Source organism: Enterobacter sp. 3U4 (assembly GCF_057224565.1).
In genome coordinates, this window is the sequence record NZ_CP136665.1 from 318364 (window position 1) to 344263 (window position 25900).

Below are 25900 nucleotides of genomic sequence, written 5' to 3' on the forward strand. Positions count from 1 at the left end.
TGAAACAAGATCGCTTTTTAACCATTTTTTTATTTCGTGACGCCGATCACCAGCGCGAACCAAAAGCGTGATTTCGCCGCTGCGACAATTTTTCTGCAGTGCAGTACACTGCGCTTCATCAGATTCAGACGGAATAACAACATGACCACGATGCTTGAAGTGGCGAAGCGGGCAGGCGTTTCGAAAGCCACGGTGTCCCGGGTGCTGTCGGGCAACGGCTATGTCAGCCAGGAGACCAAAGACAGGGTGTTTCAGGCCATTGAAGAGAGCGGCTATCGCCCAAATTTGCTGGCGCGCAACCTGGCGACCAAACGCACCCAGACGCTGGGCCTGGTAATGACGAACACCTTGTATCACGGCGTCTACTTTAGCGAGCTGCTGTTTCACGCCGCGCGCATGACGGAAGAGAAAGGGCGGCAGCTGATCCTCGCGGACGGCAAGCACAGCGCCGATGAGGAGCGCGAGGCGATCCAGTATCTGCTCGATATGCGCTGCGACGCGGTGATTATCTATCCGCGTTTTCTGAGCGTGGAAGAGATGGATCAGATCGTCGAGAAGTGCGAGCAGCCCATTATGGTGCTTAACCGCCGCCTGCGGAAAAACAGCAGCCACAGCGTGTGGTCCGATCATAAAGCCTCCAGCCAGGACTCGGTGTCACAGCTGATTGCGAAAGGGCATCGGGAGATCGCCTTTATCACCGGCTCGCTGGATTCCCCCACCGGGGTTGAGCGTCTCTCCGGCTATAAGGACGCGCTGGCGCAGCACGGTATTCCGCTGCGCGAGGGGCTGATTGCGCAGGGGAAGTGGAACCCCGCCAGCGGCGCGGCGGCGGTGTCCGAACTGCTTGCTCGCGGTGAGCGCTTTACGGCGCTGGTGGCGAGCAATGACGATATGGCAATCGGCGCCATGAAGCAGCTGCACGACAGCGGCGTGGCCACGCCGGACGCGGTGTCGGTGATTGGTTTCGACGATGTGGCCATCGCGCCTTACATTGTGCCGTCGCTCTCCAGCGTCCGCATCCCGGTAACGGAGATGATCAAAGAGACCATCAGCCGCCTGATCTTCATGCTCGACGGCGGTGAGTTTAAATATCAGCAAACCTTCTCCGGCGAGCTTGTCCTGCGCGACTCGGTTATTGACGGCCCGCACCGCTGATGTCGACAGCTGTCATCGTCATAAGTGACGATGACGGCACCGCTGTGATTTTTAAAATTAAATAAAATCAATAGCTTAATTATTGGCACGGTTTATGAATATCTCCGCGCATAACTGTAATGCTGGAGAAGCAGATGAACCGTTTTATTATGGCCGATGCCAGTAAGTGTATTGGTTGCCGTACCTGTGAAGTGGCGTGCGTGGTTTCCCATCAGGCGGAGCAGGACTGCGCGTCGCTTACCCCTGACACCTTCCTGCCGCGCATCCACGTCATCAAAGGCGTGAATATTTCTACCGCCGCCATCTGTCGCCAGTGCGAAGACGCACCGTGCGCGAACGTCTGCCCGAACGGGGCGATTAAACGCGAGAAAGGCTTTGTGCATGTCATGCAGGAGCGCTGCATTGGCTGCAAAACCTGCGTGGTCGCCTGCCCGTATGGCGCGATGGAGGTGGTAGTCCGTCCGGTGGTGCGCAACAGCGGCATGGGGCTGAACGTGCGCGCGGACAAAGCCGAAGCCAATAAATGCGACCTGTGCTACCACCGCGACGCCGGCCCGGCCTGTATGGAAGCCTGCCCGACGCATGCGCTGGTCTGCGTGGATCGCGACAAGCTTGAGCAGATGAGCGCCGAAAAGCGCCGTCGCGCGGCGTTCGACACCTCGTCATCACTGCTGTTCTGAACCGTATGAGCAGCAACGGCGTTCAGCTGCGCGTGCGCGGCAAAGTGCAGGGCGTCGGGTTTCGTCCCTTCGTCTGGCAGCTGGCGCAGGCGCTTCAGTTGACCGGTGACGTCTGCAATGACGGAGAGGGCGTGCTGGTGCGCCTCGCGGGTAATGGGGGGGCCTTTACCGCGAGGCTGCATCAGGACTGCCCGCCGCTGGCACGCATTGACCGCGTGGAAATGCAGCCGTTGACCTGGGCGCGCGTACCGGAAGACTTTACCATCCGCCACAGCGCGGCCGGGACGATGGACACCCAGATTGTCCCCGATGCGGCGACCTGCCCGGCGTGTCTGGCTGAGATGTGCGACCCACGCGAACGTCGCTATCGCTATCCGTTTATCAACTGCACCCACTGCGGGCCGCGGTTTACCATTATCCGCGCCATGCCCTACGACCGCCCGGCCACGGCAATGGCGCCGTTCCCGCTCTGCGGGCCGTGTGAAGCAGAATACCGCAATCCTGCCGACCGCCGTTTTCACGCCCAGCCGGTAGCCTGCCCGGACTGCGGACCCGCGCTGGAGTGGCGTGCGGGCGACATGACCGCCGAGCGCGAGGCTGCGCTGCGCGCTGCGGTGGCGATGCTGAAAAGCGGCGGTATTGTCGCGGTCAAAGGACTGGGCGGGTTTCACCTCGTCTGCGATGCGCAAAACCCACAGGCGATAGTGAAATTACGGTCACGCAAGAAGCGCCCGTCGAAGCCGCTGGCGGTGATGATCCCAAATTCGGACGGCGTGCAGGAGGCGATCCAGACGCTGTTACGCTCCTCCGCAGCGCCGATTGTGCTGACCCCAAAAGCCTCGCTTCCCGGGTTTCCCGAAGAGATTGCCCCGGGGCTCGATTGTATTGGCATCATGCTTCCCGCTAACCCGCTGCAGCATTTGCTGATGACAGACAGCCAGCGCCCGCTGGTGATGACTTCAGGCAACCTCAGCGGCAGACCGCCTGCGATGACCAACCGGCAGGCGTTGGATGAGCTAGGCGACATCGCAGACGGCTTCCTGCTGCACAATCGCGAAATCCTGCAGCGGATGGATGATTCAGTGATGGATCGCGACGGCGCGATGCTTCGCCGCGCGCGCGGTTTTGTGCCTGATGCCATCACGCTGCCTGCCGGGTTCGACAATATCCCCGCCATGCTGTGCACCGGGGCGGATATGAAAAACACCTTCTGCCTGGTGCGTGGAAATCAGGCGGTGCTGAGCCAGCATTTTGGCGATCTCGGAGACGAGGGTGTCGAAGCGCAGTGGCGTTCCGCGCTGTCGGTGATGCAGGACATTTACGCCTTCCAGCCGGAGCGCGTGGTGTGCGACGCCCATCCGGGGTACCGCGCCCGCCAGTGGGCGCAGGCGCAGGGGCTGCCCGTTGAAACCGTGCTGCATCATCACGCCCATGCGGCGGCGTGCCTGGCGGAGAACGGCTGGCCGCTCGACGGCGGAGACGCAATTGCCCTGACGCTGGACGGGATCGGCATGGGTGAAAACGACGCGCTGTGGGGTGGGGAGTGCCTGCGGGTGAACTATCTTGAGTGCGAGCGTCTGGGCGGCCTGCCTGCCGTTGCGCTGCCGGGCGGCGATCTGGCGGCGCGGCAGCCGTGGCGTAATTTACTCGCCCACTGCCTGGCGTTTGTCTCTGACTGGCAGCAGCACCCGGAAACCCACGCGGTACGGCGCCAGAACTGGCCGCTGCTGGCGACGGCGATCCGGCGCGGCATCAACGCGCCGCAGGCCTCGTCCTGTGGTCGCCTGTTCGATGCCGTCGCCTGCGCGCTGGGTATAGAAACCCAATCCTGGGAGGGTGAAGCGGCCTGCAGGCTGGAAGCGCTGGCGGCACAGTGCAACGGCGTCGAACACCCGGTTACGCTGTCGGTGGAAGACTTCGCGCTTTTCTGGCAGCAGTGGCTGAGCTGGCAGGCAGAGCCCTGCGAGCGCGCGTGGGCGTTTCACGACGCGCTGGCTAAAGGGCTGGCGCATCTCGCCGCGCTCCATGCCCGACGCTTGTCGCTTTCGACAATTTGTCTCAGCGGAGGCGTGCTGCACAACCGTCTGCTGCGCGCGCGCATGCGCCATTATCTTTCTGACTTTACGCTTCTTTTTCCTTCGCGCCTGCCCGCAGGTGACGGAGCGATCTCCTTCGGGCAGGCGGCGATCGCCGCTGCCCGGTCATGTTCACAAAGGACTTAAAATGTTACGACTCTTACGCAATGAACCTCGCGCCGCGCTTCTGCTGCTGGCTCTGGTAATGGCAAACCTGCTGGCCTGGGGATGGGCATGGCACGCTTTTAACGGCAGCACGGCGCTGATGGCCGCGAGCCTGCTGGCGTGGTGCTACGGGCTGCGTCACGCGGTGGATGCTGACCACATCGCGGCTATTGATACCGTGACGCGTAAGATGATGCAGCAGGGCAAACGCCCGTCCGGCGTGGGGGCGTGGTTCTCGCTGGGGCACTCCACCATCGTGGTGCTGGCCTCCATTGCTATCGCCGCTACCGCGACGGCGTTTCAGAAAAACATGGAATGGTTCCACGAAACCGGCAGCCTGATTGGCACGGCGGTGTCGGCGACTTTCCTGCTGGCGATGGCGCTGGTGAACATGGTGATCCTGCGCGGCGTCTGGCGCAGTTTTCAGGCGCTGAAACACGGCAGGCCCGTGCAGGGCGACATCACGCTGCCTGCCCAGGGCGGCGTCATGAACTGGCTGTTTGGCAAGACCTTCCGCCTCGTCAATAAAAGCTGGCAGATGTACCTGGTGGGATTCCTGTTTGGTCTCGGCTTTGACACGGCCACCGAGATTGGCGTGCTGGGGATCTCTGCCGCCAGCGCATCCAGCGGTATGTCGGTGTGGTCAATCATGATCTTCCCGGCACTCTTCGCCAGCGGCATGGCGCTGGTGGATACCCTCGATAACCTGCTGATGGTCGGTGCCTACGGCTGGGCGTTTAACAAGCCGCAGCGCAAGCTCTATTACAACATGACCATCACCGGCACCTCCGTGGTGGTGGCGCTGTTTATCGGCGGGCTGGAAGCGCTGGGTCTGCTGATGGATAAATTTGCCCTCAGCGGCGGCGTCTGGGATCTGATTGGCGCGGTGAACGACAACCTGGGCAACGCCGGGTTTGTGGTGGTCGGGCTGTTCGTTGCCTGCTGGCTGATCTCCATGGTCAACTACCGCTGGCGCGGCTACGACGCGCTTGTGGTGCGTTCCTGATCCGGCGGCAGCCAGGCACGGGTAAAATCAAGCCAGCCGCTGGCGGTCAGCACAATGTCCTGCACGTTTTCCAGGGTGTTAAGACGATAGCGGTAGTGGAACAGCGGCGTGCAGGCGCCGCTTTCCAGCAGGCGTTGAAAGAAGGCGGGCAGATGTTTTAGCAGGCTCTCTTCGCTTTCGCAGTACGCCATCAGGGTCTGCTTCGCTTTTTGCCAGGCGGTCTGTCCCAGCGCTGTGGCCCACGCGGGCTCTTCGGTAAACCACTCTGCCAGCGCGAATTCCGCCGCTTCACCCGCCAGATAATCCCCCAGTAAAATATCCCCCTGCGCCAGCGCGTCGGGGGCGTGCCACGCCTCGCGGTCCTTCCGCTGGATGTTAACGTCACAGCCGCGCTTTTTCAGGCGCGTTTGCAGCATGCTGGCCAGATCGCACAGCCCCGGCGTGTCGTAACAGATCAGAGAAAGGGTCGCCGGGAGCGCCACGTCGGAGGCATCCGCAAACGCGGGCGTTTTGATGCCGGGTAGAATTTCGGTGCGGGTATCGACATCCTCCCGACGGAGGTACTGCTGGTTAAGATGCTGAATTTCCTGACGCAGCCAGTCGGCCAGCGGGTGTGCCAGTCCGCCATTCAGCATCAGCCAGGCAAAGCCGCTGCTGGTGGAGGTGACGGACTTCCGGGCATTTTCGCCTTTTCCCACGGTGATCCACGCCGATTTTTCCGCCTCGCTGCGGGTTCGCCAGAACTCAATCGCATGCAGCAGCGGGTGCGCCGCAAAGTACCAGGGCTGGCGCTCAAGGCGCAGGTAGTGCGAGTGGTGATGGGCGATAGCAAAGGGACCCGCGCCGATAGTCGGCTGCTGCGGATGCGGCAGCCGACAGGCGTGATGCGCGAGACGATGCGCCAGCATGGCATCGGGCGCGATCAGCACAATCTCCAGGCACCAGGGGGCGACAAGCGACACCGTTTGAACGTGCGCAAACCCCGCGCTGCGCGCCGGATCGGCCAGCATCTGCCGCATCGCGCTGAGAACATCTTCATCGCTGATGGCCTGCCCGTTATGCCAGTGCGCGCCGCTGCGCAGGTAAAAGCGCCAGCGACGTTTGTCGTCACGGGTATCCCAGTGATGGGCTAAATCCGCTACCGGCTGATTGTGGCCGGGCGCGTAGCGCGTCAGCCCCGCGTGAACCGCGCAGATAATATGCTGTTCGGCGCGGCGGCGCTGAAGGGCAGGATGCAGCGAGGTCAGCGGGCGATACCACGGAATGCGCAGCGTTGGCTGATGCTTAAGCCATTTGCCGCCTAAAAACGGGGTGATGATGTGGTGCAGGCTGGCCGGATCGCCGTCGGCCAGCTGCAGCGCGCTCTGGTAATCTCCTTTTTCCAGACAGGCGTGCATCAGCGGCGCGCTCAGCTCGCTGGTGGTGGCCAGGCAGTGCAGGGTGGCACGGTGCCCGCGCCCCGGCTGCGCGTCCCAGCTTAGCCATCCGCTTTGCGCGAGCTGGCGCAGCAGGGTGCGCGCATGACGTTCGCTGCACAGCGCAACCTCCGCGACTTCAGAGATTGTCGTGGACGCAGGCGATGCGCCGTAGTGCTGATAAAGCCGTTGATACTGACGGATTTTCTGAAGCTGGCGCATAGCGGCATACCGGTAAAAAGAGGGATGCTGAGAGTGTAGGGCTTTTTGCGGAATAAATAAGGCCAGGATGGATAAAGTGTTCCGGTTTTTTTGCCCGGCGGCGCTACGCGGGCCTGCGGGCTTTGTTGGCTGGGTAAGCGTAGCGCCACCCGGCAATTACCGCTTATGTTCACTGACCGGCATCATCAGCTCACGCAGACGCTCAATGCGCGCCTCAGGGCTCAAATAAAGCCAGCGAAATAAAACGTGTTCAGCATGCTTCGCTTTTTTGAAATAGCGAGAAAGATAATTGAGTTCTTTATGAAAAGTCGTCATGATTTGTCTCCGGCTGATTATACCTTTTCAGACTAGGCCGGATGCAAATAATAAAACAGGGTGATGTTTTTAAGCTGTTCCGCATTTAAGTATTAATGGAAATAATAAATAAGGGATTAATGGTGATGATATATCTACTTTGCATTTTTTTGATGAATAGAATGCGTAAAAAAAAGCCCAGGAATATCGGGGTAGTGAATAATAAAATCCAAAGGTTAAGTCAGCGTAGACTTGTTGTTGGCCGGGTGAACGAAGCGTCACCCGGCAAAAAGAGGGTTAAGAAGGTAGCAGTTTCAGCAGAGCGAAAGCCTCCTTCATCCGGTCTTCACTAACAACAAAAGCGCGAATCTTACCCTCGTTATCCGCGCCGCGCGCGACCATTCCCTGCGGTTCGAGGGTAATTTGCCAGTTCAAATCATGACGTCGCATTTCACCGGCAAGATGCAGCGGTAATTCCGGCGTTTTGACTTTAATCAGCATGGTGGGTAATTTTATCGGCGCGCTGTCGCCGAGCAGGTTTTTCGCCAGATACATCGCGCTTAATTGAATTGGCTGTAAAAAGGGCAGCACCTGACCGTTAATTTCAGCGCAGTCACCTAACGCGTATATATCGGGCTGGGTGGTTTGCAGGTAGCTATTTACCTTCACGCCACGTCCTGTTTCGGCGCCTGCGCGGTGAGCCAGCGCGGTTTCCGGGCGCAGGCCCGTTGCCGCGATTACCGCATCCACATCAACGCTGCGGCTGCGGTCGAGCGTGGCACGAATGCCGCCTTCGGTTTTGCTCAGGCTTTGCAGCTGCGATTTGAGCAGCAGATGCACCCCCATGTCGGTCAGGCGATGCTGTAAGCGACTGCTTACTTCTGCTGGCATTAGCGACGACAGAATGCTCGCCGCATGGTCGACCAGCGTCACGGATTTACCCGCCCGGCAGAAGTCCATCGCCAGCTCGGTACCTATCAGCCCGCCGCCGACAATCATTACCCGTTGCGCGTCGCGAAGCGCCGTTTCGCTGGCCTGATACTCCTGCAGGCTGTTGAGGGTGAACATCAGCTCGCGGCCCTCAACCGGCGGCACAAACGCAGAGGCTCCCGTCGCCAGCACCAGCCTGTCGTACTGCCACGTTTTATCTTTCGCTATCACCACGTGGGCGCTGGCGTCGATATCGGTGACCCAGGTGTACGGAAACAGACGCAGGTTAAACTGTTCTGCGAACTCCCCCGCCGTCTGGCGGGTGAGGTCTTCGGCGCGCTGATTCTGGCTGACGACGTGGCTTAAATCGGGCTTGTTGTACTCGTCCATGCTGTCGGCGGCAATCACCGTCAGCGGCACGCTGGCATCCTGTTTGCGGATGTTTTTCACCAGCTGGCGGGCGGCGAAGCCCGATCCGATGATGACGATACCGTTGCTCATTTTGCCTCCGTACCCAGTTCGTCAAAGACGTCTTTCCCGAGGGAACATTCCGGACAGAGAAAGTTGTCCGGTACGTCGCGCCACGGCGTGCCCGGGGCAACATCCTGCAGCGGCTCGCCCAGTTCAGGGTCATAAATCCACTGGCAGACGCTGCACTGCATGCGCGGTCCGGGATCGGCGGCTGTTGCGGCGGCGCAGGCGTCCTGCTGTTCGGTTGGTTTTACCGCCACTTCGGGCAGCGGTGCGAGTGCCCACTGACGGGCGATGTCGCGGCCGTGCTGGCGGCAGATCTCCAGAGCGTCGATACCCGGCCGCCATTTCGCCTTCAGGCTCAGGAACATTTCAAAACCGGCATCCTGTAAACGGGTGGAAAGGCGGTCGACCGCGCCGCCGCTCCAGCCGTGGGAGCCAAAGGCGCTGGCGCGCTTGTTGCGAAAACGCAGGCCGGTCATCTCTTCGACCAGACCGGCAATTTTCGGCATCATCACGTTATTCATGGTGGAGGTGCCCACCAGCACGCCCTTAGAGCGGAACACGTTGGTCAATACCTCGTTCTTATCGCTGCGCGCCACGTTGAAGATTTTCACCGCCACGTTGGGGTCCACTTCGTTGATGCCCTGGGCGATGGCGTCCGCCATCATGCGGGTATTATTGGACATGGTGTCGTAGAAGATCGTGATGCGGTCTTCCTGATAATCCGCCGCCCACTTCAGGTACAGCTCGACGATCTGGGTAGGATTTTCACGCCACACCACGCCGTGAGAGGTGGCAATCATATCCACCGGCAGGTTGAAGCCGAGGATTTCGGTAATTTTTGGCGTCACCAGGCGGCTGAACGGGGTCAGGATGTTGGCATAGTACCGCTGGCACTGTTCGAACAGCTCGGTCTGATCCACTTCGTCATTAAACAGGCGCTCGTCGCAGTAGTGCTGGCCGAAGGCGTCGTTGCTGAACAGCACCGCGTCGCCGGTCATGTAGGTCATCATGCTGTCCGGCCAGTGCAGCATTGGGGTTTCCACGAAGATCAGCTGTTTGCCGTTGCCGATATCCAGCGTGTCGCCGGTTTTCACGGTGTGGAAGTTCCACTCCGGATGGTGGTGGTGGCCGTTGATGGAGTCAATGGCGTTGGTGGTGCAGTAGATCGGGGTATCCGGAATGTGGGACATCAGCTCGGTCAGCGCCCCGGCGTGATCCTCTTCCGCGTGGTTGATGATGATGTAGTCGATGGCGTTCAGATCGATTTCACCGCGCAGGTTCTGTACGAACTCGCGGCTGAATTTGTGATCGACGGTATCGATCAGCACGTTTTTTCCTTCGCGGATGAGATAGCTGTTGTAGCTGCTGCCGCGCAGCGTTTTATATTCCGTCCCGTGGAAATCGCGCACTTCCCAGTCACGTTGCCCCACCCAATGAATGTTGTTTTTAACCAGAATAGACATAGCAAACCTCAGCGTAATATCGCGTTTTTCAAATAAGATGGTTTGCTTATATCAAGCTGCGTGCCAACTTTTAATCTGTTGATTTTATTTGATTAATGTTTTTATGATCCGTAATGGGTAGTCATTATGACTATCAAATATAGTGTCAATATGACAATATGGATTGTCAAAATGACAGCGAGGTCAAGATGAGTTTTTCCGTAGACGTGCTGGCGAAGATCGCCATTGAGCTGCAGACCGGTATCGGCCATCAGGACCGCTTTCAGCGGCTGATCTCCACGCTGCGCCACGTGCTGGCGTGCGACGCCTCGGCGCTGCTGCGCTACGAAGGACGTCAGTTTATTCCCCTGGCAATCGACGGCCTGGCGAAGGACGTGCTCGGACGGCGCTTTACCCTTGAAGGCCATCCGCGTCTGGAAACCATTGCCCGCGCGGGTGACGTGGTGCGCTTCCCGGCGGACAGCGATCTGCCCGATCCGTACGACGGGCTTATTCCCGGACAGGAAAGCCTGAAGGTACACGCCTGCATCGGACTGCCGCTGTTTGCCGGGCAGAACCTGATTGGCGCGTTAACCCTCGACGGCATGTCGCCGGACCAGTTCGATACTTTCAGCGATGAAGAGCTGCGCCTCATTGCCGCCCTGGCCGCCGGGGCGCTTAACAACGCGCTGCTGATTGAACAGCTGGAGAGCCAGAACATTCTTCCCGGCAGCCCGGCGGCGTTTGAGCAGGTCGCGCACACGGAGATGATCGGCCTCTCGCCGGGCATGGCGCAGCTCAAAAAAGAGATTGAGATCGTCGCCGCGTCCGATTTGAACGTGCTGATCTTCGGGGAGACCGGCACCGGGAAGGAGCTGGTGGCGAAGTCCATTCACGAAGCTTCGCCGCGCGCGGTCAATCCGCTGGTGTACCTCAACTGCGCCGCGCTGCCGGAAAGCGTGGCGGAAAGCGAGCTGTTCGGTCACGTCAAAGGGGCGTTTACCGGGGCCATCAGCAACCGCAGCGGCAAGTTCGAAATGGCCGATAACGGCACGCTGTTTCTGGATGAAATCGGCGAGCTCTCCCTGTCGCTACAGGCCAAGCTCCTGCGCGTATTGCAGTACGGCGACATCCAGCGCGTGGGGGATGACCGCAGTCACAGAGTGGACGTGCGCGTGCTGGCGGCAACCAACCGCGACCTGCGCGAGGCGGTGCTGGCCGGGCAGTTCCGCGCCGACCTGTTCCACCGCCTGAGCGTGTTCCCGCTCTCTGTGCCGCCGCTGCGCGAGCGCGGGGACGACGTGGTGCTGCTGGCAGGCTTTTTCTGCGAGCAGTGCCGTCTCAGGATGGGGCTTTCCCGCGTGGTGCTGAGCCCGGGGGCGAGGGCTCATCTGTTGAGCTACGGGTGGCCGGGCAACGTGCGCGAGCTGGAGCATGCGATTCACCGCGCGGTGGTACTGGCGCGGGCGACGCGTTCGGGTGATGAAGTGGTGATTCACGCGCGGCATTTTGCGCAGCATGATGAAGCCGCACCGACGATTGCCCATGCAGCACCGGAGATAACGAGTGAAAACCTGCGTAACGCCACGGAGGCGTTTCAGCGTCAGATGATTATACGCGCGCTGGATCAGAACAACCGCAGCTGGGCGGCGTGCGCCCGGGCGCTGGAGATGGACGTCGCCAACCTGCACCGGCTGGCGAAGCGTCTTGGGCTGAAGGGTTAGATTATCCCCGCCTGATAGAAATCCTGCAGGTTGATGGCGCCGCACAGCCTGCCGGCGTCATCCACCACCGGTGCGGCGGTGATTTTGCGCTTCATCAGCACCTCTTTGGCTTCGATGGCGCGGCTCTCGGCGTTCAGCGTCAGCCCGCCCTGGGTCATAGCGTCCGACACTTTGGTTTCCAGCTTGCCGCCGCCCACCAGCCAGCGGCGCAGGTCGCCGTCGGTGAATACGCCTTTGACGTACCCGTCGTCGTCGCACACCGCCACCAGCCCCAGTCCGGTGCGGCTGAGCTCCAGCATCGCGTCCATCACGCTGGTATCGAGTTTGACCTGCGGAATGGCATCGTCAGTGCGCATCAGGTGGTGAACCTTGTTGAGCAGGCGTGCGCCGAGCGCCCCCGCCGGATGCGAGCGGGCGAAATCTTCTTCGTTAAAGCCGCGCGCCTGCATTACCGCCATCGCCAGCGCGTCGCCCATCATCAGCGTATTGACGGTGCTTGAGGTCGGGGCGAGGTGCATCGGACAGGCTTCTCGCTCAACGGAAATATCCAGCGTCGCTTTGGCGGCCAGCGCCAGCGGCGAGCGGGATTTCCCGGTCATCGCCAGCAGGGCGACGGACTTTTCCTGCAGCCGCGGGATGATCAGATCCAGCTCTTTCGCCGAGCCGGAGTAGGAGATAAACAGCATCACGTCGCGGCTCTCAATCATCCCCAGATCGCCGTGCAGCGCTTCTGCAGGATGCACAAAGAACGCCGGGGTGCCGGTGCTGGCCAGCGTTGCGGCAATCTTTTTGCCGATGTGGCCGGATTTACCGATGCCCGCCACGATCACTTTGCCTTCGCAGTGGATAATGGTGTTGGCGGCGCGGACAAAATCCTCGCCCAGACGTTCCGGCAGGCGGCTGGCTTCCTGCAGCTCCAGCATCAGCGTCTGGCGGCCCGTTTCTAACAGAAAATCACTCATCTCTCTCTCCGGTTACGATCACGTCGATGCCTTTCTCTTCCAGCGCTTTCCTGAACGCCGGATCGATACCCGCGTCGGTAATCAGCTTATCGACGCTTTCCAGGCTACAGACAATGTTGGGGCTTTTGCGGCCAAACTTCGAGGAGTCTGCCATCAAAATCACTTCCCGCGCGGCGTTGCACATGGCTTTACTGACGCTGAACACCTCGTTGAAGGTCGTGACGCCCGCGTTCAGGTCGATGCCGTCGGTGCCCATAAACAGCTTGTCGAAGCTGAAGTGGTCGAAGGCGTTTTCCGCCAGCTGGCCGTGAAACGACGCTGATTTTTTGCGGAAGGTGCCGCCGGGCATCAGGATGGTTTGCTCGCTGTCGAACTCCGACAGCGCGTTGACGATGTGCAGGCTGTTGGTCATCACCGTGATGTTATTAAAGCGGCTGAGCAGCGGGATCATCTGCAGGACGGTGCTGCCGGCATCCAGAATGATGGAGTCGCCATCGTGGATAAATTTTACTGCGGCTTCGGCAATCATCGCTTTCTGGTGTGTATTGATCAGCGTTTTGTGGTCGATGGGCGGGTCTGCTTCGTCCTTGTTAAGCACCACGCCGCCGTAGGTTCGAATAACGGCGCCAGAGTTTTCGAGCAATACAAGATCCTTGCGTATCGTCGTGCCGGTGGTGTCAAAGTAGTGGGCCAGATCCTCTACCGAACATTTTCCCTGCTTTTGCAGATGCTCGAGAATGGCCGCCTGCCGCTGACGAGGTTTCATAGGCGCTTCGTTCCTTAGGTTGCGAAATGATAATTTCGCAAGTCTATATCTTTCACAACGAAATTATCCATGTTTCAGATTAAGCGCTAATGATAGTGCATTCTGACAGAGTGGATCATGGGGAAAGATCACATCAGGCTGCAATTCCTGCAGCGAAATGCCGTTGATTGCCTGGATTTTCACCGGTCGGGCAAAGACGGTCATGCCGCGCATGATGAGGGAATCGCAGACGTTATTGTTTTCATCCAGCGCAATAGCCACGACGACCCGCGGTTTGAAGCGTCCGCCGGAACGCCCTACACCGACGCGGCCTTTCTGGCACAGGGCATCAAACGCGCGGTTAAACTGGTGGATCTGCCAGCCGCCGAACGCCATCTGGCACAGCCAGGCGAGGGCGGCGACGGTGATGAGTGTTGTTACCATGTTGGCTCCTTATTTGTCCCCTCACCCCGTCCCTCTCCCCAAAGGGGCGAGGGGGAAAAGGCTGCACCTGAGCGTCCCCTCTCCCCTCCGGGGAGAGGGTTAGGGTGAGGGGGAACAAACCGCTCGATCAGAACATCACCTGTCCGCCGGTCACGTTGATCGACTGCCCGGTGCAGTACGAGGCTTTCGGGCTGGCGTAAAACAGCAGCATGTTCAGCACGTCCTGGTAATCGCACCCGCGCTTGAGCGGCACTTTATCGATGTAGTACTGCTCCACTTCTTCCGCTTTGATGCCGAGCTTGGTGGCGTACTGCGGCAGCAGGGACTGGAACATCGGCGATTTCAGCAGGTTGCCCAGCATCAGCGAGTGAACGGTAATACCGTATTCGGCCAGATCCAGCGCCAGAGACTGCGTCAGCCCCACGCCGCCAAACTTCGCCGCGCTGTAGCCGGAGTTGTGTTTGCTGCCTACTTTCCCCGATTTTGAGTTGATCTGAATGATGCGCCCCTGAATGCCGTCGCGGATCATCAGGCGGGAAAACTCGCGGGCGCAGAGGAAATAGCCCACCAGATTGACCTGCAGCGAGCGGTCAAAATCCCCCAGCTCGAAATCGCTGATAAAGGCCGCTTTCGCAATTCCCGCGCTGTAGACCAGCAGGTCGGTACGCCCAAAAATCTCGTCCACGCCGCGGGCCAGCGCCATCACGCTCTGCTCGCTGGTGGCGTCGGCGCCAAACCCGTACGCCATTCCTTCGCCAAACTCGGTGTTGATGGCGTCCGCCACGCGGGCGGCTTTTTCACTCTGAATGTCCACTACCGCCACGCGATAGCCCTCTGCGGCAAGCCCACGGCAGAGGAACTCGCCTAAGGTTTGTCCTCCACCAATGACAACGGCAACCTGACTCATGTGTTTCTCCTTAATTACGCAACAAATTTTAACGTGCAGCCTGGGGTGACAGCCTGCGGAACCGGACCATCGACGTGAACCGTGCCGGGATATTCGGCCTGCGGCTGGCCGTCGAAACGCAGGGTGATGTGGCCCAGCTCGCGCAGGTTTTGTTCAGCGACGTCGCCGACGGCGGTCACGGCATAGCGCGCCTCGCCCAGTTCCAGCTGGCTCCCGACCTTCAGCTCACCGTTCAGCTCGCCGTGGCAGTGGATAAAGCAAAACTCTTCGATATCCGCAGGGGCACCTTCGCGAAAGGTGATCAGCATCTGATCGCTCAGCGCATCCGCAGCGCTCTGGCCGATGCGGGTAATGGTGGTCTGGTAAATCACGGTCATGGCAGGAACCTCTTATTGATAAATAAAGCCGGAGACAAACCAGGCAATCAGCACCGTCGGCGCGCCCGTCAGGAAGCGGCTGACCAGCACGGACGGCACGCCCACGCGCACGGTGTCCTGGCGCGCTTCCGCCAGCGACAGACCCACGGGGATAAAGTCGCACGCCGCCTGGGCGTTAATGGCAAACAGGGCGGGCAGGGCGAGGTGCGGAGGAATGTTCCCCAGACCAATCTGCACGCCAATCAGCACGCCGATGACCTGAGCAATCACCGCGCCCGGGCCGAGGAACGGCGACAGCAGCGGGAAGGAGCAGATCAGCGCCAGCGTCACCAGCCCGAGCGGGTGGCTGGCGAGCGGGGCGAGGCCATGGGCAATCCAGTCGCCCAGGCCGGAAGCCATGATGATGCCGATCAGCGCCGAGACGAACGCCATAAACGGCAGAATGGTCTTGAGCACCGTATCGATGGTGTCGCGCCCGGACTGGAACAGCACCGCCACGGCGGAACCCATGCCCATCCCGACTTTCGCCAGCAGGCCGTCGCTCTGCTCGGTGATTTTCTTGCTGGTGTCGTACTCGCGCGGGGCCGCTTTTTGCGGCGCAGGCGTCCCCTTCACCAGGGTGATGTTGTCTTCCTTGACGCCCGAAACGTAAATGTCCTCGAGGATGTACTGCGCCAGCGGGCCGGATTTTCCGGTGGAGTGAATATTCACCGTCGGAATGCGGCGCTTCGGATAGATGCCGCAGCGCAGCGTGCCGCCGCAGTCGATCACCGCCACGCCGATTTCCGCCTCCGGCGGCTCGCCTTCCTTGAAGCCGTCGACCGCTTCCCAGCCGGTCAGCTCGCGCAGCCTGTCGACGATCGCCGGGCGAGTACCCGCGGTGATGTAGACGATCTTTTTGCCTTCGGTGGCGTCGAACTCCAGCGGGCCGCCCCAGCCGCCCGTGCCTTTTTCAATGCGGATCCGGTTCATGCTGTGGCTCCTGAAAGATGGACTTTCTGTTCAAGCTGGATGCCCATTTTTTTCTCGAAAATAGCGGTGGTAAGGTCGGTTACCCAGCCGCGGAAGAAGTTGGTCACCAGACCGACCAGCAGGTAGCTCACCGCCAGCGGGCCGAGCGGCAGGCCAAGCGTGGTAAGGCCGCTGGCGATCCCGAGATAAACGAACAGCTCGCCGGGGTTGATGTGCGGGAACAGGCCGTTCATGGAATGGCAGCTGTAGGAGGCGGCGGCGTAATAGCTCGGCTTGTACTTCTCTGGCATAAAGCGGCCGAGGCTTAAGGTCATCGGGTTACAGAACACGAAGGTACCGATGAACGGCAACACCAGGTAGCGGGACAGCGGATTCCCGGCACAGCGCTGGGCGAAGCGTTCAATGCGCTGCTGGCCGATAAAGTTAATCAGCGCGTTCATAATCACCAGCAGGCTGATCAGCAGAGGCAGGATCCCGGTCACCATGCCGGTGAACACTTCTCCGCCTTTCTGAAACAGCCCGATGAACCACTCGGCGCCGTGGGTGATGGTTTCTATCATTCTTCTCTCCTGTAAGGCTTTTTTGTTTTTGTCTGGCTGGGCTAATAATAATCACTTTGAAAGGTTTTAAAGTGTTAGTTAGATCTCACAATGAAAGAAAAATGGATTATTTTGAAAGTTTATTGGTGAGGGCAAGGATTTTCGGTGGAAAAAAGCGCGGATTTGCGTAGGGGAGGTGCGTACCGCTTCCTTGAGGTGTTGCGGATGCTTTACCATACTGGGTTCTTATCGAACCCGTTAAATGGATGTCTCATGTTCAAGCGTCGTTATGCAGCGCTGTTGCCTGCGCTTATTCTGCTGTCTGCCTGTAGTAGCAAACCTAAGACCGAAGCCGTTCAGCAAACGGCGGGCGCGCCTTCCGGAGGATTTCTGCTGGAGCCGCAGCACAATATGATGCAGATGGGCGGCGACTTCGCGAATAACCCGGCGGCCGAGCAGTTCATCGATAAAATGGTGAGCAAACACGGCTTTGACAGACAACAGCTGCACGAAATTTTGTCTCAGGCCAAGCGTCTGGACTACGTGCTGCGCCTGATGGACAGACAGGCGCCGACGGCCCAGGTGCCGAGCGGGCCAAACGGAGCGTGGCTGCGCTATCGCAAACAGTTCATTACCCCGGATAACGTGCAAAACGGCGTGGCGTTCTGGAATCAGTATGAAGAGGCGCTCAACCGCGCATGGCAGGTGTACGGCGTACCGCCTGAAATCATCGTCGGGATTATCGGCGTGGAAACCCGCTGGGGCCGCGTGATGGGCAAAACCCGCATCCTTGACGCGCTGGCGACGCTCTCCTTTAACTATCCGCGCCGCGCGGAGTATTTCTCTTCCGAGCTGGAAACCTTCCTGCTGATGGCGCGTAACGAACAGGACGATCCGCTCGATCTGAAAGGGTCGTTTGCCGGCGCGATGGGCTACGGCCAGTTTATGCCGTCGTCCTATAAACAGTATGCCGTCGACTTTAACGGAGATGGTCACATCAACCTGTGGGATCCGGTGGATGCCATCGGCAGCGTGGCGAACTACTTCAAGGCGCACGGCTGGGTGCCGGGCGGCCAGGTAGCGGTGCAGGCAAACGGCGAGGCGTTTGGTCTGGAAAACGGCTTCAAAACCAACTACAGCATTTCGCAGCTGACGGCGGCAGGCCTAACGCCAACGCAGCCGCTGGGTAATGCACAGCAGGCGAGCCTGCTGCGTCTGGACGTCGGAACGGGCTATCAGTACTGGTACGGTCTGCCGAACTTCTACACCATCACCCGCTATAACCACAGCACCCACTATGCAATGGCCGTATGGCAGCTGGGGCTGGCGGTATCGCAGGCCCGCGTGCCGGCGGCGTCACCGTTTAGTCAGTAAGCCGCTCCGACGGTAGGCCGGGTAAGGCAACGCCGCCACCCGGCATGGCTGCGCGCACGGTGCAGCCTGATGCCCTCACCCTGACCCTCTCCCACGGGAGAGGGAAGTTTTGCAGAAACATTTCGCCACACTCCCTTTTCAAACCTGCCATTTACATCTTAATCACCTTTCATTATTGTTATGTTATAACATTTGAAATGGTGTCGAGATGTCAACCTCCCTTTTTTCTCTGTCTGCTCCGGTTCGGCTTTTGCTGGCGCTGGTGCTTATTGTCTTTCTCGGGCTGGCCGTGCGCTGGGCGGTGGCGTTGCCATGATTGTGATGAATGAACTGGTCGCGGGTTATGAACGCCAGCCCGTTACGCGGCCTCTCTCGGGCACGATTGAGCGCGGAAGCATGACTGCCATTATCGGCGCTAACGGCTGCGGGAAATCCACGCTGCTGAAAACGCTGGCGGGATTTATCCCGCCCGTCAGCGGCGGCTTCCGCTGGCAGGGTAAGCGTCTGGTAATCGGCTGGCTGGCACAGCGTCACGCGCTGGAGGCGCAGTTTCCGTTAACCGTACAGGACGTCGTAAGCATGGGCTGCTGGCCGGGCATTTCGCTGTTTTCCGGGTTTCGCCGCGAAACGCGGCTGCGCATTGCCAGCGCGCTTGAGCGGGTCGGGCTGGAATCCATGGCGTTATCCACCATCGATGAGCTCTCCGGCGGTCAGTTCCAGCGCATGCTGTTTGCCCGCGTCCTGGTGCAGCAGGCGCCGCTGGTGATGCTGGATGAGCCCTTTACCGGGGTCGATGAAGCCACCTGCAACGTGCTGATGGATGTGATGCTGGAGATGTATATGCAGGGGCAAACGCTGCTCGCGGTACTGCACGACAGCGAGCGCGTGTCGCGCCATTTCCCGCAGACGTTACGGCTGGATGCTGACGTTCCCCAGTGGAAAACCGAGCGGGTGAGGGTGGCATGATCTGGCATCTCTTTTTTCAGCCGTTTATTGAATACGGCTTTATGCGGCGCGCGCTGGTGGTTTGCCTGGCGCTCTCGGTCAGCACCACCGCGCTCGGCGTGTTTCTTCAGCTGCGCCGAATGAGCCTGATGGGCGATGCCCTTTCTCACGCCATTTTACCGGGCGTCGCCGTGGGATACTTGCTCAGCGGCATGTCGCTGCTGGCGATGAGCATTGGCGGTTTTATCGCGGGCATTACCGTGGCGCTGCTGGCCGGTCTGGTCAGTCGACGCACGCCGCTTAAGGAAGACGCCAGCTTTGCCGGGTTTTATCTTGGCTCGCTGGCGCTGGGGGTCACGCTGGTGTCGCTTCGTGGGTCGAATGTCGATCTGCTGCATCTGCTGTTTGGCTCCATCCTCGCCGTGGACAACGACGCCGCGCTGTTTGTCACGGGCGTGTGCATGTTCACCCTTATCGTGCTGGCGCTGTTCTATCGCGGGCTGGTTACCGAAGCGTTTGATACCGCCTGGCTAGAGGTGAACGCCCGCTGGCTGCCTGGGTTGCTGCACGGACTTTTTCTGGCGCTGCTGGTGCTTAACCTGGTGGCCGGTTTTCAGGTGCTCGGCACGCTGATGGCCGTCGGGCTGATGATGCTTCCAGCCGTGGCGGCCCGCTGCTGGGTGCGCACGCTACCGGCGTTACTGCTGATGGCGGGCATCAGCGGTATTTTCTGCGCATGGCTGGGGCTGAGCCTCTCCTGGGCGATGGGTCTTCCCGCCGGGCCATCCATCGTGCTCACCGCCAGCGCGCTGTTCTTTATTTCCATTTTATTGGGTACGCGAAGCAGGCTCGCTGGCAGTCTGCGGGCGTATTTTTAACGCAAGGGGAAACGATGAAACGTACAGGATTAGTAGTGGCGCTCGCGCTGGGGATGATGTCGCACGGCGTGATGGCGAAAACGTTGAATGTGGTCACCAGCTTTTCGATACTGGGGGATATCACCCAGGAGGTGGGCGGTGACCATGTGAAGGTGACGACGCTGGTGGGGCCGGACGGCGATCCGCATACCTTCGAACCGTCGCCGAAAGACAGCGCGGCGCTGAGCAAGGCCGATGTGGTGGTGGTGAACGGCCTGGGGCTGGAGGGCTGGCTCGATCGGCTGGTGAAAGCCTCCGGGTTCAAAGGGCAACTGGTCGTCGCCTCAACCGGGGTGAAAACCCACACGCTTGAGGAAGATGGAAAGACCGTGACCGATCCGCACGCGTGGAACAGCGCGGCGAACGGGGCGCTGTATGCACAAAATATTCTGAACGGGCTGGTGAAAGCCGATCCGGATGACAAAGCCGCGCTGGAAGCCTCTGGCAAAACGTATATCGCACAGCTTAGCCAGCTGGATGACTGGGCCAAAACGCGCTTTAGCCAGATCCCGTCGGCGAAGCGTAAAGTGCTGACCAGCCATGACGCGTTCGGCTATTTCAGCCGCGCCTACGGCGTGACGTTTATGGCGCCACAGGGGCTGTCGTCTGAGAGCGAGGCCAGCGCGGCGCAGGTCGGTGAAATTATCAATCAGATCAAAACCGACGGCGTGAAAACCTGGTTTATGGAAAATCAGCTCGATCCGCGTCTGGTTAAACAGATTGCGTCGGCGACGGGCGCACAGCCGGGGGGCGAGCTTTACCCCGAAGCGCTGTCGGCAAAAGGCGGGGTAGCAGACACCTACGTTAAGGCGTTTCGCCACAATGTGAACACTCTCGCTGACAGCATGAAATAACCTTTCCATCGCCGGTGCGTCCGTACCGGCTTTTTTCTGAAGCCCCCTCGTAAAACCTGAAGTGCATCCCCACATCTGACGAGAAAGTGCTATCTTGTGCAGCACGTTTTTCTGATGCCTGGAGCGAGAATGACTGACCATGAATTGATGCAGCTTAGCGAGATCGTTGGCCTTGCGCTGAAGCAGCGTGGCGCGACAATCACCACTGCGGAATCCTGTACCGGCGGCTGGGTGGCGAAAGCGATTACCGATATTGCCGGCAGTTCCGCCTGGTTTGAACGCGGTTTTGTGACCTACAGTAACGAAGCTAAAGTACAGATGATTGGCGTGCGCGAATCCACGCTTGAACAGCATGGCGCGGTCAGCGAACCGGTGGTGATCGAGATGGCCATTGGCGCGCTCAAAGAGGCGCGCGCAGATTTCGCCATTTCCATAAGCGGCATCGCGGGGCCGGATGGCGGCAGCGACGTGAAGCCTGTCGGCACCGTCTGGTTTGGTTTTGCCACCGCGAAAGGCGAAGGGATCACCCGCCGGGAGTGCTTCAGCGGCGATCGCGAAAGCGTGCGTCGTCAGGCAACCGTTTATGCGTTAAAAACGCTCTGGCAACAATTTCTACAAAACACTTGATACTGTATGACCATACAGTATAATTGCACCAACAGAACAGAAATCCACGGTGAAGCACAGTCGCTTCTCCCGGCATGACAGGAGTAATAATGGCTATCGACGAAAACAAACAGAAAGCGTTGGCGGCAGCACTGGGCCAGATCGAAAAGCAATTCGGTAAAGGCTCCATCATGCGCCTGGGTGAAGACCGTTCCATGGATGTGGAAACCATCTCCACCGGTTCGCTTTCTCTGGATATCGCGCTGGGCGCTGGCGGTCTGCCTATGGGCCGTATCGTAGAGATCTACGGGCCAGAGTCCTCCGGTAAAACCACCCTGACGCTGCAGGTCATTGCCGCAGCACAGCGCGAAGGTAAAACCTGTGCGTTTATCGATGCCGAGCACGCGCTGGACCCTGTGTATGCCCGTAAGCTGGGCGTCGATATCGACAACCTGCTGTGTTCTCAGCCGGACACCGGTGAGCAGGCGCTGGAAATTTGTGACGCGCTGGCGCGTTCTGGTGCCGTTGACGTTATCGTGGTCGACTCCGTTGCCGCACTGACGCCAAAAGCCGAAATCGAAGGTGAAATCGGCGACTCTCACATGGGCCTCGCGGCACGTATGATGAGCCAGGCGATGCGTAAGCTGGCGGGTAACCTGAAGCAGTCCAACACGCTGCTGATCTTCATCAACCAGATCCGTATGAAAATTGGCGTGATGTTCGGTAACCCGGAAACCACTACCGGTGGTAACGCACTGAAATTCTACGCCTCTGTCCGTCTGGATATCCGCCGTATCGGCGCGGTGAAAGAGGGTGAGAACGTCGTCGGTAGCGAAACCCGCGTGAAGGTTGTGAAGAACAAAATCGCCGCGCCGTTCAAACAGGCTGAGTTCCAGATCCTCTACGGCGAAGGGATCAACTTCCTCGGCGAGCTGGTTGACCTGGGCGTGAAAGAGAAGCTGATTGAAAAAGCGGGCGCCTGGTACAGCTACAACGGTGACAAGATTGGTCAGGGTAAAGCGAACGCGATCTCCTGGCTGAAAGAGAACCCGGCTGCAGCGAAAGAGATTGAGAAGAAAGTGCGTGAGCTTCTGCTGAACAACCAGGACTCCAAACCTGATTTCGTGGTGGATGCCGCGGATGCTGAAGAAACTAACGAAGACTTTTAATTCTTTCGTTTAAAAATGAAGGGCTGCTGATGCGGCCCTTTTTGCATTTCTGAATCAGCAGGTTTTTTATGAGTGAACCGACAACACGTCGACCCGCGTATGCACGCCTACTGGACCGCGCGGTTCGCATCCTGGCCGTTCGTGACCACAGTGAACAGGAGCTGCGGCGGAAGCTGTCGGCACCGGTGATGAGTAAAAACGGCCCGGAAGAGATTGATGCCACCGCGGAAGATTATGACCGCGTGATCGCCTGGTGCTATGAGCATCGTTACCTTGATGACGAGCGTTTTGCCTCACGATTTCTCGCCAGCCGCGGCCGTAAAGGGTATGGGCCCGCTCGCATCCGGCAGGAGCTGAACCAGAAAGGGGTGGCCCGGGAGATCATCGAAAAAGCGATGCGCGAATGCGACATTGACTGGTGCGAGCTGGCAAAAGATCAGGCCATTCGTAAATACGGCGAACCGCTGCCGCGTGAATTTTCAGAAAAAGTCAAAATCCAGCGCTTTTTGCTCTACCGCGGCTTCCTGATGGAAGATATTCAGGATATCTGGCGTAATTTTGCCGATTGAACGCATGCGGGATTTTACTTCCCACCAAAGAAAACTTATCTTATTCCCACTTTTTCCAGTAGCTGGTCCGTCCAACGGTTTACCGACACAGGCTGGCTACGACATTTCGTTAGCTTGATTTCAGGATAATTATGAGCAAGAGCACCGCTGAGATCCGTCAGGCGTTTCTCGATTTTTTCCATAGTAAGGGACACCAGGTTGTTGCCAGCAGCTCCCTGGTACCGAACAACGATCCGACTCTGCTGTTTACCAACGCCGGGATGAACCAGTTCAAGGATGTGTTCCTTGGTCTCGACAAGCGTAATTATTCCCGCGCCACAACCTCACAGCGTTGCGTGCGTGCGGGCGGTAAACACAACGACCTGGAAAACGTCGGTTACACCGCGCGTCACCACACCTTCTTCGAAATGCTGGGTAACTTCAGCTTCGGCGACTACTTCAAACACGATGCCATTCAATATGCGTGGGAACTGCTGACCGGTGAAAACTGGTTCAACCTGCCGAAAGAGCGTCTGTGGGTTACCGTCTATGAAACCGATGACGAAGCCTACGAAATCTGGGAAAAAGAAGTCGGGATCCCGCGCGAGCGTATTATTCGCATCGGCGATAACAAAGGCGCGCCTTACGCGTCCGACAACTTCTGGCAAATGGGTGACACCGGTCCTTGCGGTCCGTGCACCGAGATCTTCTACGATCACGGCGACCACATCTGGGGCGGCCCTCCAGGCAGCCCGGAAGAAGACGGCGATCGCTACATTGAGATCTGGAACATCGTCTTCATGCAGTTCAACCGTCAGGCCGACGGAACGATGGAGCCGCTGCCAAAGCCTTCCGTCGATACCGGTATGGGGCTGGAGCGTATTGCTGCGGTTCTGCAGCACGTTAACTCCAACTACGAGATTGACCTGTTCAGCACCCTGATCAAAGCCGTTGCCGAAGTGACCGGTGCGACCGATCTGAACAACAAATCGCTGCGCGTTATCGCGGACCACATTCGTTCCTGTGCGTTCCTGATTGCCGACGGCGTTATCCCGTCGAATGAAAACCGTGGCTACGTGCTGCGTCGTATCATTCGTCGTGCTATCCGTCATGGCAACATGCTGGGCGCGAAGGACACCTTCTTCTATAAACTCGTTGGGCCACTGATTGGCGTGATGGGTTCTGCCGGTGATGAGCTGAAACGCCAGCAGGCGCAGGTAGAGCAGGTTCTGAAAACCGAAGAAGAGCAGTTTGCTCGTACGCTGGAGCGCGGTCTGGCGCTGCTGGACGAAGAGCTGGCTAAGCTTAAGGGCGACACCCTGGATGGCGAAACCGCTTTCCGTCTGTACGACACCTACGGCTTCCCGGTTGACCTGACGGCGGACGTTTGCCGCGAGCGCAACATCAAAGTTGACGAAGCGGGCTTCGAAGCCGCGATGGAAGAGCAGCGCCGTCGTGCGCGTGAGTCCAGCGGTTTCGGTGCAGACTACAACGCGATGATCCGCGTTGACAGCGCGTCTGAATTCAAAGGCTATGAAGCACTGGAACTGACCGGCAAAGTGACCGCTCTGTTTGTTGACGGTAAAGCCGTGGACAGCATCAGCGCGGGTCAGGATGCGGTTGTCATTCTGGACAAAACGCCGTTCTACGCCGAATCCGGCGGTCAGGTTGGCGATAAAGGCGAGCTGAAAGGCAATGGCTTTAGCTTCAGCGTGACCGACACCCAAAAATACGGTCAGGCAATTGGCCACCAGGGCAAACTGGTTTCCGGTTCTCTGAAAGTGGGCGAGGGCGTCCAGGCTAACGTGGATGAAGCTCGCCGCGCGCGCATTCGTCTGAACCACTCGGCAACCCACCTGATGCACGCTGCCCTGCGCGACGTACTCGGTACCCACGTTGCACAGAAAGGTTCTCTGGTTAACGACAAAGTGCTGCGTTTCGACTTCTCGCATTTTGAAGCGATGAAGCCTTCTGAAATCCGTGCGGTAGAAGATCTGGTGAACGCGCAGATCCGTCGTAACCTGCCAATCGAGACCCATATCATGGATCTCGAGGACGCGAAGAAGAAAGGTGCGATGGCGCTGTTTGGCGAGAAATATGACGACCGCGTTCGCGTGCTGAGCATGGGCGACTTCTCTACCGAACTGTGCGGCGGTACGCACGCCTCGCGCACCGGCGATATCGGCCTGTTCCGCATTGTTTCCGAATCAGGTACGGCGGCAGGCGTGCGTCGTATTGAAGCGGTGACCGGTGAAGGTGCGATTGCCAGCCTGCATGCGCAGAGCGATCAGCTGCATGACATCGCGCAGCTGCTGAAAGGCGATAGCCAGAACCTGGGTGAGAAAGTGCGCGTTGCGCTGGATCGCACGCGTCAGCTGGAAAAAGAGCTGCAGCAGCTTAAAGAGCAGGCTGCGGCGCAGGAGAGTGCAAACCTCTCCAGCAAGGCTGTAGACATTAAGGGCGTCAAACTGCTGGTCAGCGATCTGGCGGGCGTTGAGCCTAAGATGCTGCGTACTATGGTCGACGATCTCAAGAACCAGCTTGGTTCTACCGTTATCGTGCTGGCGACAGTGGCAGAAGGTAAGGTTTCTCTGATTGCGGGCGTCTCTAAGGATGTGACCGACCGCGTAAAAGCAGGGGAACTGATTGGTATGGTCGCTCAGCAGGTGGGCGGCAAGGGTGGCGGTCGTCCGGACATGGCGCAAGCCGGTGGTACGGATGCGGCGGCACTTCCCGCGGCATTAGCCAGCGTTGAAAGCTGGGTAAGCGCGAAACTGTAATAACTACAAAGCACAAGCAGACGCCATAGCGGTAACGTTATGGCGTCTTGTTCACTGTGCTATCGATAACGATAAAGTCAGGTTGAGTTTGTGTATATCGGCTAAACTTACGTTTAACAGAATGTGATGCCGTGACTGCTTACACTTTACGTGTTTGTCATCGCTTACTTTTTGGC

General features: G+C 58.9%; 24 protein-coding genes. 13 read left to right on the forward strand and 11 right to left on the reverse strand.

The features are described 5' to 3' along the window. Positions 1–141: 141 nt before the first annotated feature. The 4 genes from RVY89_RS01555 to RVY89_RS01570 all read left to right on the forward strand — a co-directional run bounded on the left by RVY89_RS01555 (position 142) and on the right by RVY89_RS01570 (position 5081). Positions 142–1155, forward strand: a complete 1014-nt coding sequence (locus RVY89_RS01555; protein ID WP_484826704.1) for a LacI family DNA-binding transcriptional regulator — start codon at positions 142–144, stop codon at positions 1153–1155. A 134-nt stretch (positions 1156–1289) separates the two neighbouring features. Continuing rightward, positions 1290–1835 carry an electron transport protein HydN gene (hydN, locus tag RVY89_RS01560; RefSeq protein WP_235400465.1) on the forward strand — a complete coding sequence of 182 codons (546 nt, stop codon included), beginning with the start codon at positions 1290–1292 and terminating at the stop codon, positions 1833–1835. A gap of 5 nt (positions 1836–1840) precedes the next feature. Beyond that, positions 1841–4057: a carbamoyltransferase HypF gene (hypF, locus tag RVY89_RS01565; RefSeq protein WP_484826705.1), complete on the forward strand. Its 2217-nt coding sequence runs from the start codon at positions 1841–1843 to the stop codon at positions 4055–4057. Between the two features lies 1 nt (position 4058). Continuing rightward, positions 4059–5081: a HoxN/HupN/NixA family nickel/cobalt transporter gene (locus RVY89_RS01570; RefSeq protein ID WP_484826706.1), complete on the forward strand. Its 1023-nt coding sequence runs from the start codon at positions 4059–4061 to the stop codon at positions 5079–5081. Here the strand turns inward: RVY89_RS01570 and RVY89_RS01575 are convergent. The 4 genes from RVY89_RS01575 to norV form a co-directional block, all read right to left on the reverse strand. Next, the gene (locus RVY89_RS01575) at positions 5054–6718 is read right to left on the reverse strand and encodes an SgrR family transcriptional regulator (RefSeq protein WP_484826707.1); all 1665 of its coding nucleotides are present in this window, start codon (positions 6716–6718) and stop codon (positions 5054–5056) included. The genes RVY89_RS01570 and RVY89_RS01575 overlap by 28 nt on opposite strands. A gap of 156 nt (positions 6719–6874) precedes the next feature. Next, positions 6875–7033, reverse strand: a complete 159-nt coding sequence (locus tag RVY89_RS01580; protein ID WP_484826708.1) for a hypothetical protein — start codon at positions 7031–7033, stop codon at positions 6875–6877. Between the two features lie 276 nt (positions 7034–7309). After that, on the reverse strand, positions 7310–8443 hold the full coding sequence (gene norW, locus RVY89_RS01585) for an NADH:flavorubredoxin reductase NorW (RefSeq protein ID WP_484826709.1): 1134 nt from the start codon (positions 8441–8443) through the stop codon (positions 7310–7312). Further along, the gene (norV, locus tag RVY89_RS01590) at positions 8440–9882 is read right to left on the reverse strand and encodes an anaerobic nitric oxide reductase flavorubredoxin (protein WP_484826710.1); all 1443 of its coding nucleotides are present in this window, start codon (positions 9880–9882) and stop codon (positions 8440–8442) included. Before norV ends, norW begins: the two co-directional genes overlap by 4 nt. Positions 9883–10070: 188 nt before the next feature. Between norV and norR the strand changes: the two genes are divergently transcribed. Beyond that, a complete protein-coding gene (norR, locus tag RVY89_RS01595) occupies positions 10071–11585 on the forward strand; it encodes a nitric oxide reductase transcriptional regulator NorR (RefSeq protein WP_484826711.1) in 1515 nt (504 codons plus the stop codon). On the opposite strand, the gene gutQ is transcribed toward norR, so the two are convergent. The 7 genes from gutQ to srlA all read right to left on the reverse strand — a co-directional run bounded on the left by gutQ (position 11582) and on the right by srlA (position 16552). Beyond that, on the reverse strand, positions 11582–12547 hold the full coding sequence (gene gutQ / locus RVY89_RS01600; RefSeq protein WP_024907709.1) for an arabinose-5-phosphate isomerase GutQ: 966 nt from the start codon (positions 12545–12547) through the stop codon (positions 11582–11584). The genes norR and gutQ overlap by 4 nt on opposite strands. After that, entirely contained in the window at positions 12540–13313 is a 774-nt protein-coding gene (gene srlR, locus RVY89_RS01605; RefSeq protein WP_484826712.1) for a glucitol operon DNA-binding transcriptional repressor SrlR, read from the reverse strand. The genes gutQ and srlR overlap by 8 nt, the downstream gene beginning before the upstream one ends. Before the next feature lie 63 nt (positions 13314–13376). Continuing rightward, positions 13377–13736, reverse strand: coding sequence for a transcriptional regulator GutM (gene gutM / locus RVY89_RS01610; protein ID WP_262802301.1), 360 nt, complete (start codon positions 13734–13736; stop codon positions 13377–13379). Positions 13737–13863: 127 nt separating this feature from the next. Further along, positions 13864–14643 (reverse strand): sorbitol-6-phosphate dehydrogenase, encoded by a 780-nt coding sequence (srlD, locus tag RVY89_RS01615; RefSeq protein WP_032643018.1) that lies wholly within the window; start codon positions 14641–14643, stop codon positions 13864–13866. A 14-nt stretch (positions 14644–14657) separates the two neighbouring features. Then, positions 14658–15020 (reverse strand): PTS glucitol/sorbitol transporter subunit IIA, encoded by a 363-nt coding sequence (gene srlB, locus RVY89_RS01620; RefSeq protein WP_484826713.1) that lies wholly within the window; start codon positions 15018–15020, stop codon positions 14658–14660. 12 nt (positions 15021–15032) lie between these two features. Further along, positions 15033–15992: a PTS glucitol/sorbitol transporter subunit IIB gene (srlE, locus tag RVY89_RS01625; RefSeq protein ID WP_335245971.1), complete on the reverse strand. Its 960-nt coding sequence runs from the start codon at positions 15990–15992 to the stop codon at positions 15033–15035. Continuing rightward, entirely contained in the window at positions 15989–16552 is a 564-nt protein-coding gene (gene srlA, locus RVY89_RS01630) for a PTS glucitol/sorbitol transporter subunit IIC (RefSeq protein WP_023333189.1), read from the reverse strand. Before srlA ends, srlE begins: the two co-directional genes overlap by 4 nt. Positions 16553–16804: 252 nt before the next feature. On the opposite strand from srlA, the gene mltB reads away from it, so the two are divergent. From mltB to alaS, 8 genes are all read left to right on the forward strand, one after another. Continuing rightward, a complete protein-coding gene (mltB, locus tag RVY89_RS01635; RefSeq protein ID WP_484826714.1) occupies positions 16805–17905 on the forward strand; it encodes a lytic murein transglycosylase B in 1101 nt (366 codons plus the stop codon). Positions 17906–18217: 312 nt separating this feature from the next. Continuing rightward, entirely contained in the window at positions 18218–18871 is a 654-nt protein-coding gene (locus RVY89_RS01640) for a metal ABC transporter ATP-binding protein (RefSeq protein ID WP_484826715.1), read from the forward strand. Then, the gene (locus RVY89_RS01645) at positions 18868–19728 is read left to right on the forward strand and encodes a metal ABC transporter permease (RefSeq protein WP_484826716.1); all 861 of its coding nucleotides are present in this window, start codon (positions 18868–18870) and stop codon (positions 19726–19728) included. The genes RVY89_RS01640 and RVY89_RS01645 overlap by 4 nt, the downstream gene beginning before the upstream one ends. Before the next feature lie 14 nt (positions 19729–19742). Next, positions 19743–20621 carry a metal ABC transporter substrate-binding protein gene (locus RVY89_RS01650; RefSeq protein ID WP_484826717.1) on the forward strand — a complete coding sequence of 293 codons (879 nt, stop codon included), beginning with the start codon at positions 19743–19745 and terminating at the stop codon, positions 20619–20621. 129 nt (positions 20622–20750) lie between these two features. Next, entirely contained in the window at positions 20751–21248 is a 498-nt protein-coding gene (gene pncC / locus RVY89_RS01655) for a nicotinamide-nucleotide amidase (RefSeq protein WP_484826718.1), read from the forward strand. 89 nt (positions 21249–21337) lie between these two features. Continuing rightward, positions 21338–22396 carry a recombinase RecA gene (gene recA, locus RVY89_RS01660; protein ID WP_023308943.1) on the forward strand — a complete coding sequence of 353 codons (1059 nt, stop codon included), beginning with the start codon at positions 21338–21340 and terminating at the stop codon, positions 22394–22396. Between the two features lie 68 nt (positions 22397–22464). Continuing rightward, positions 22465–22965, forward strand: coding sequence for a recombination regulator RecX (gene recX, locus RVY89_RS01665; RefSeq protein ID WP_484826719.1), 501 nt, complete (start codon positions 22465–22467; stop codon positions 22963–22965). A 131-nt stretch (positions 22966–23096) separates the two neighbouring features. Then, positions 23097–25724 (forward strand): alanine--tRNA ligase, encoded by a 2628-nt coding sequence (alaS, locus tag RVY89_RS01670; RefSeq protein WP_371897962.1) that lies wholly within the window; start codon positions 23097–23099, stop codon positions 25722–25724. The last annotated feature ends 176 nt before the right edge of the window (positions 25725–25900 follow it).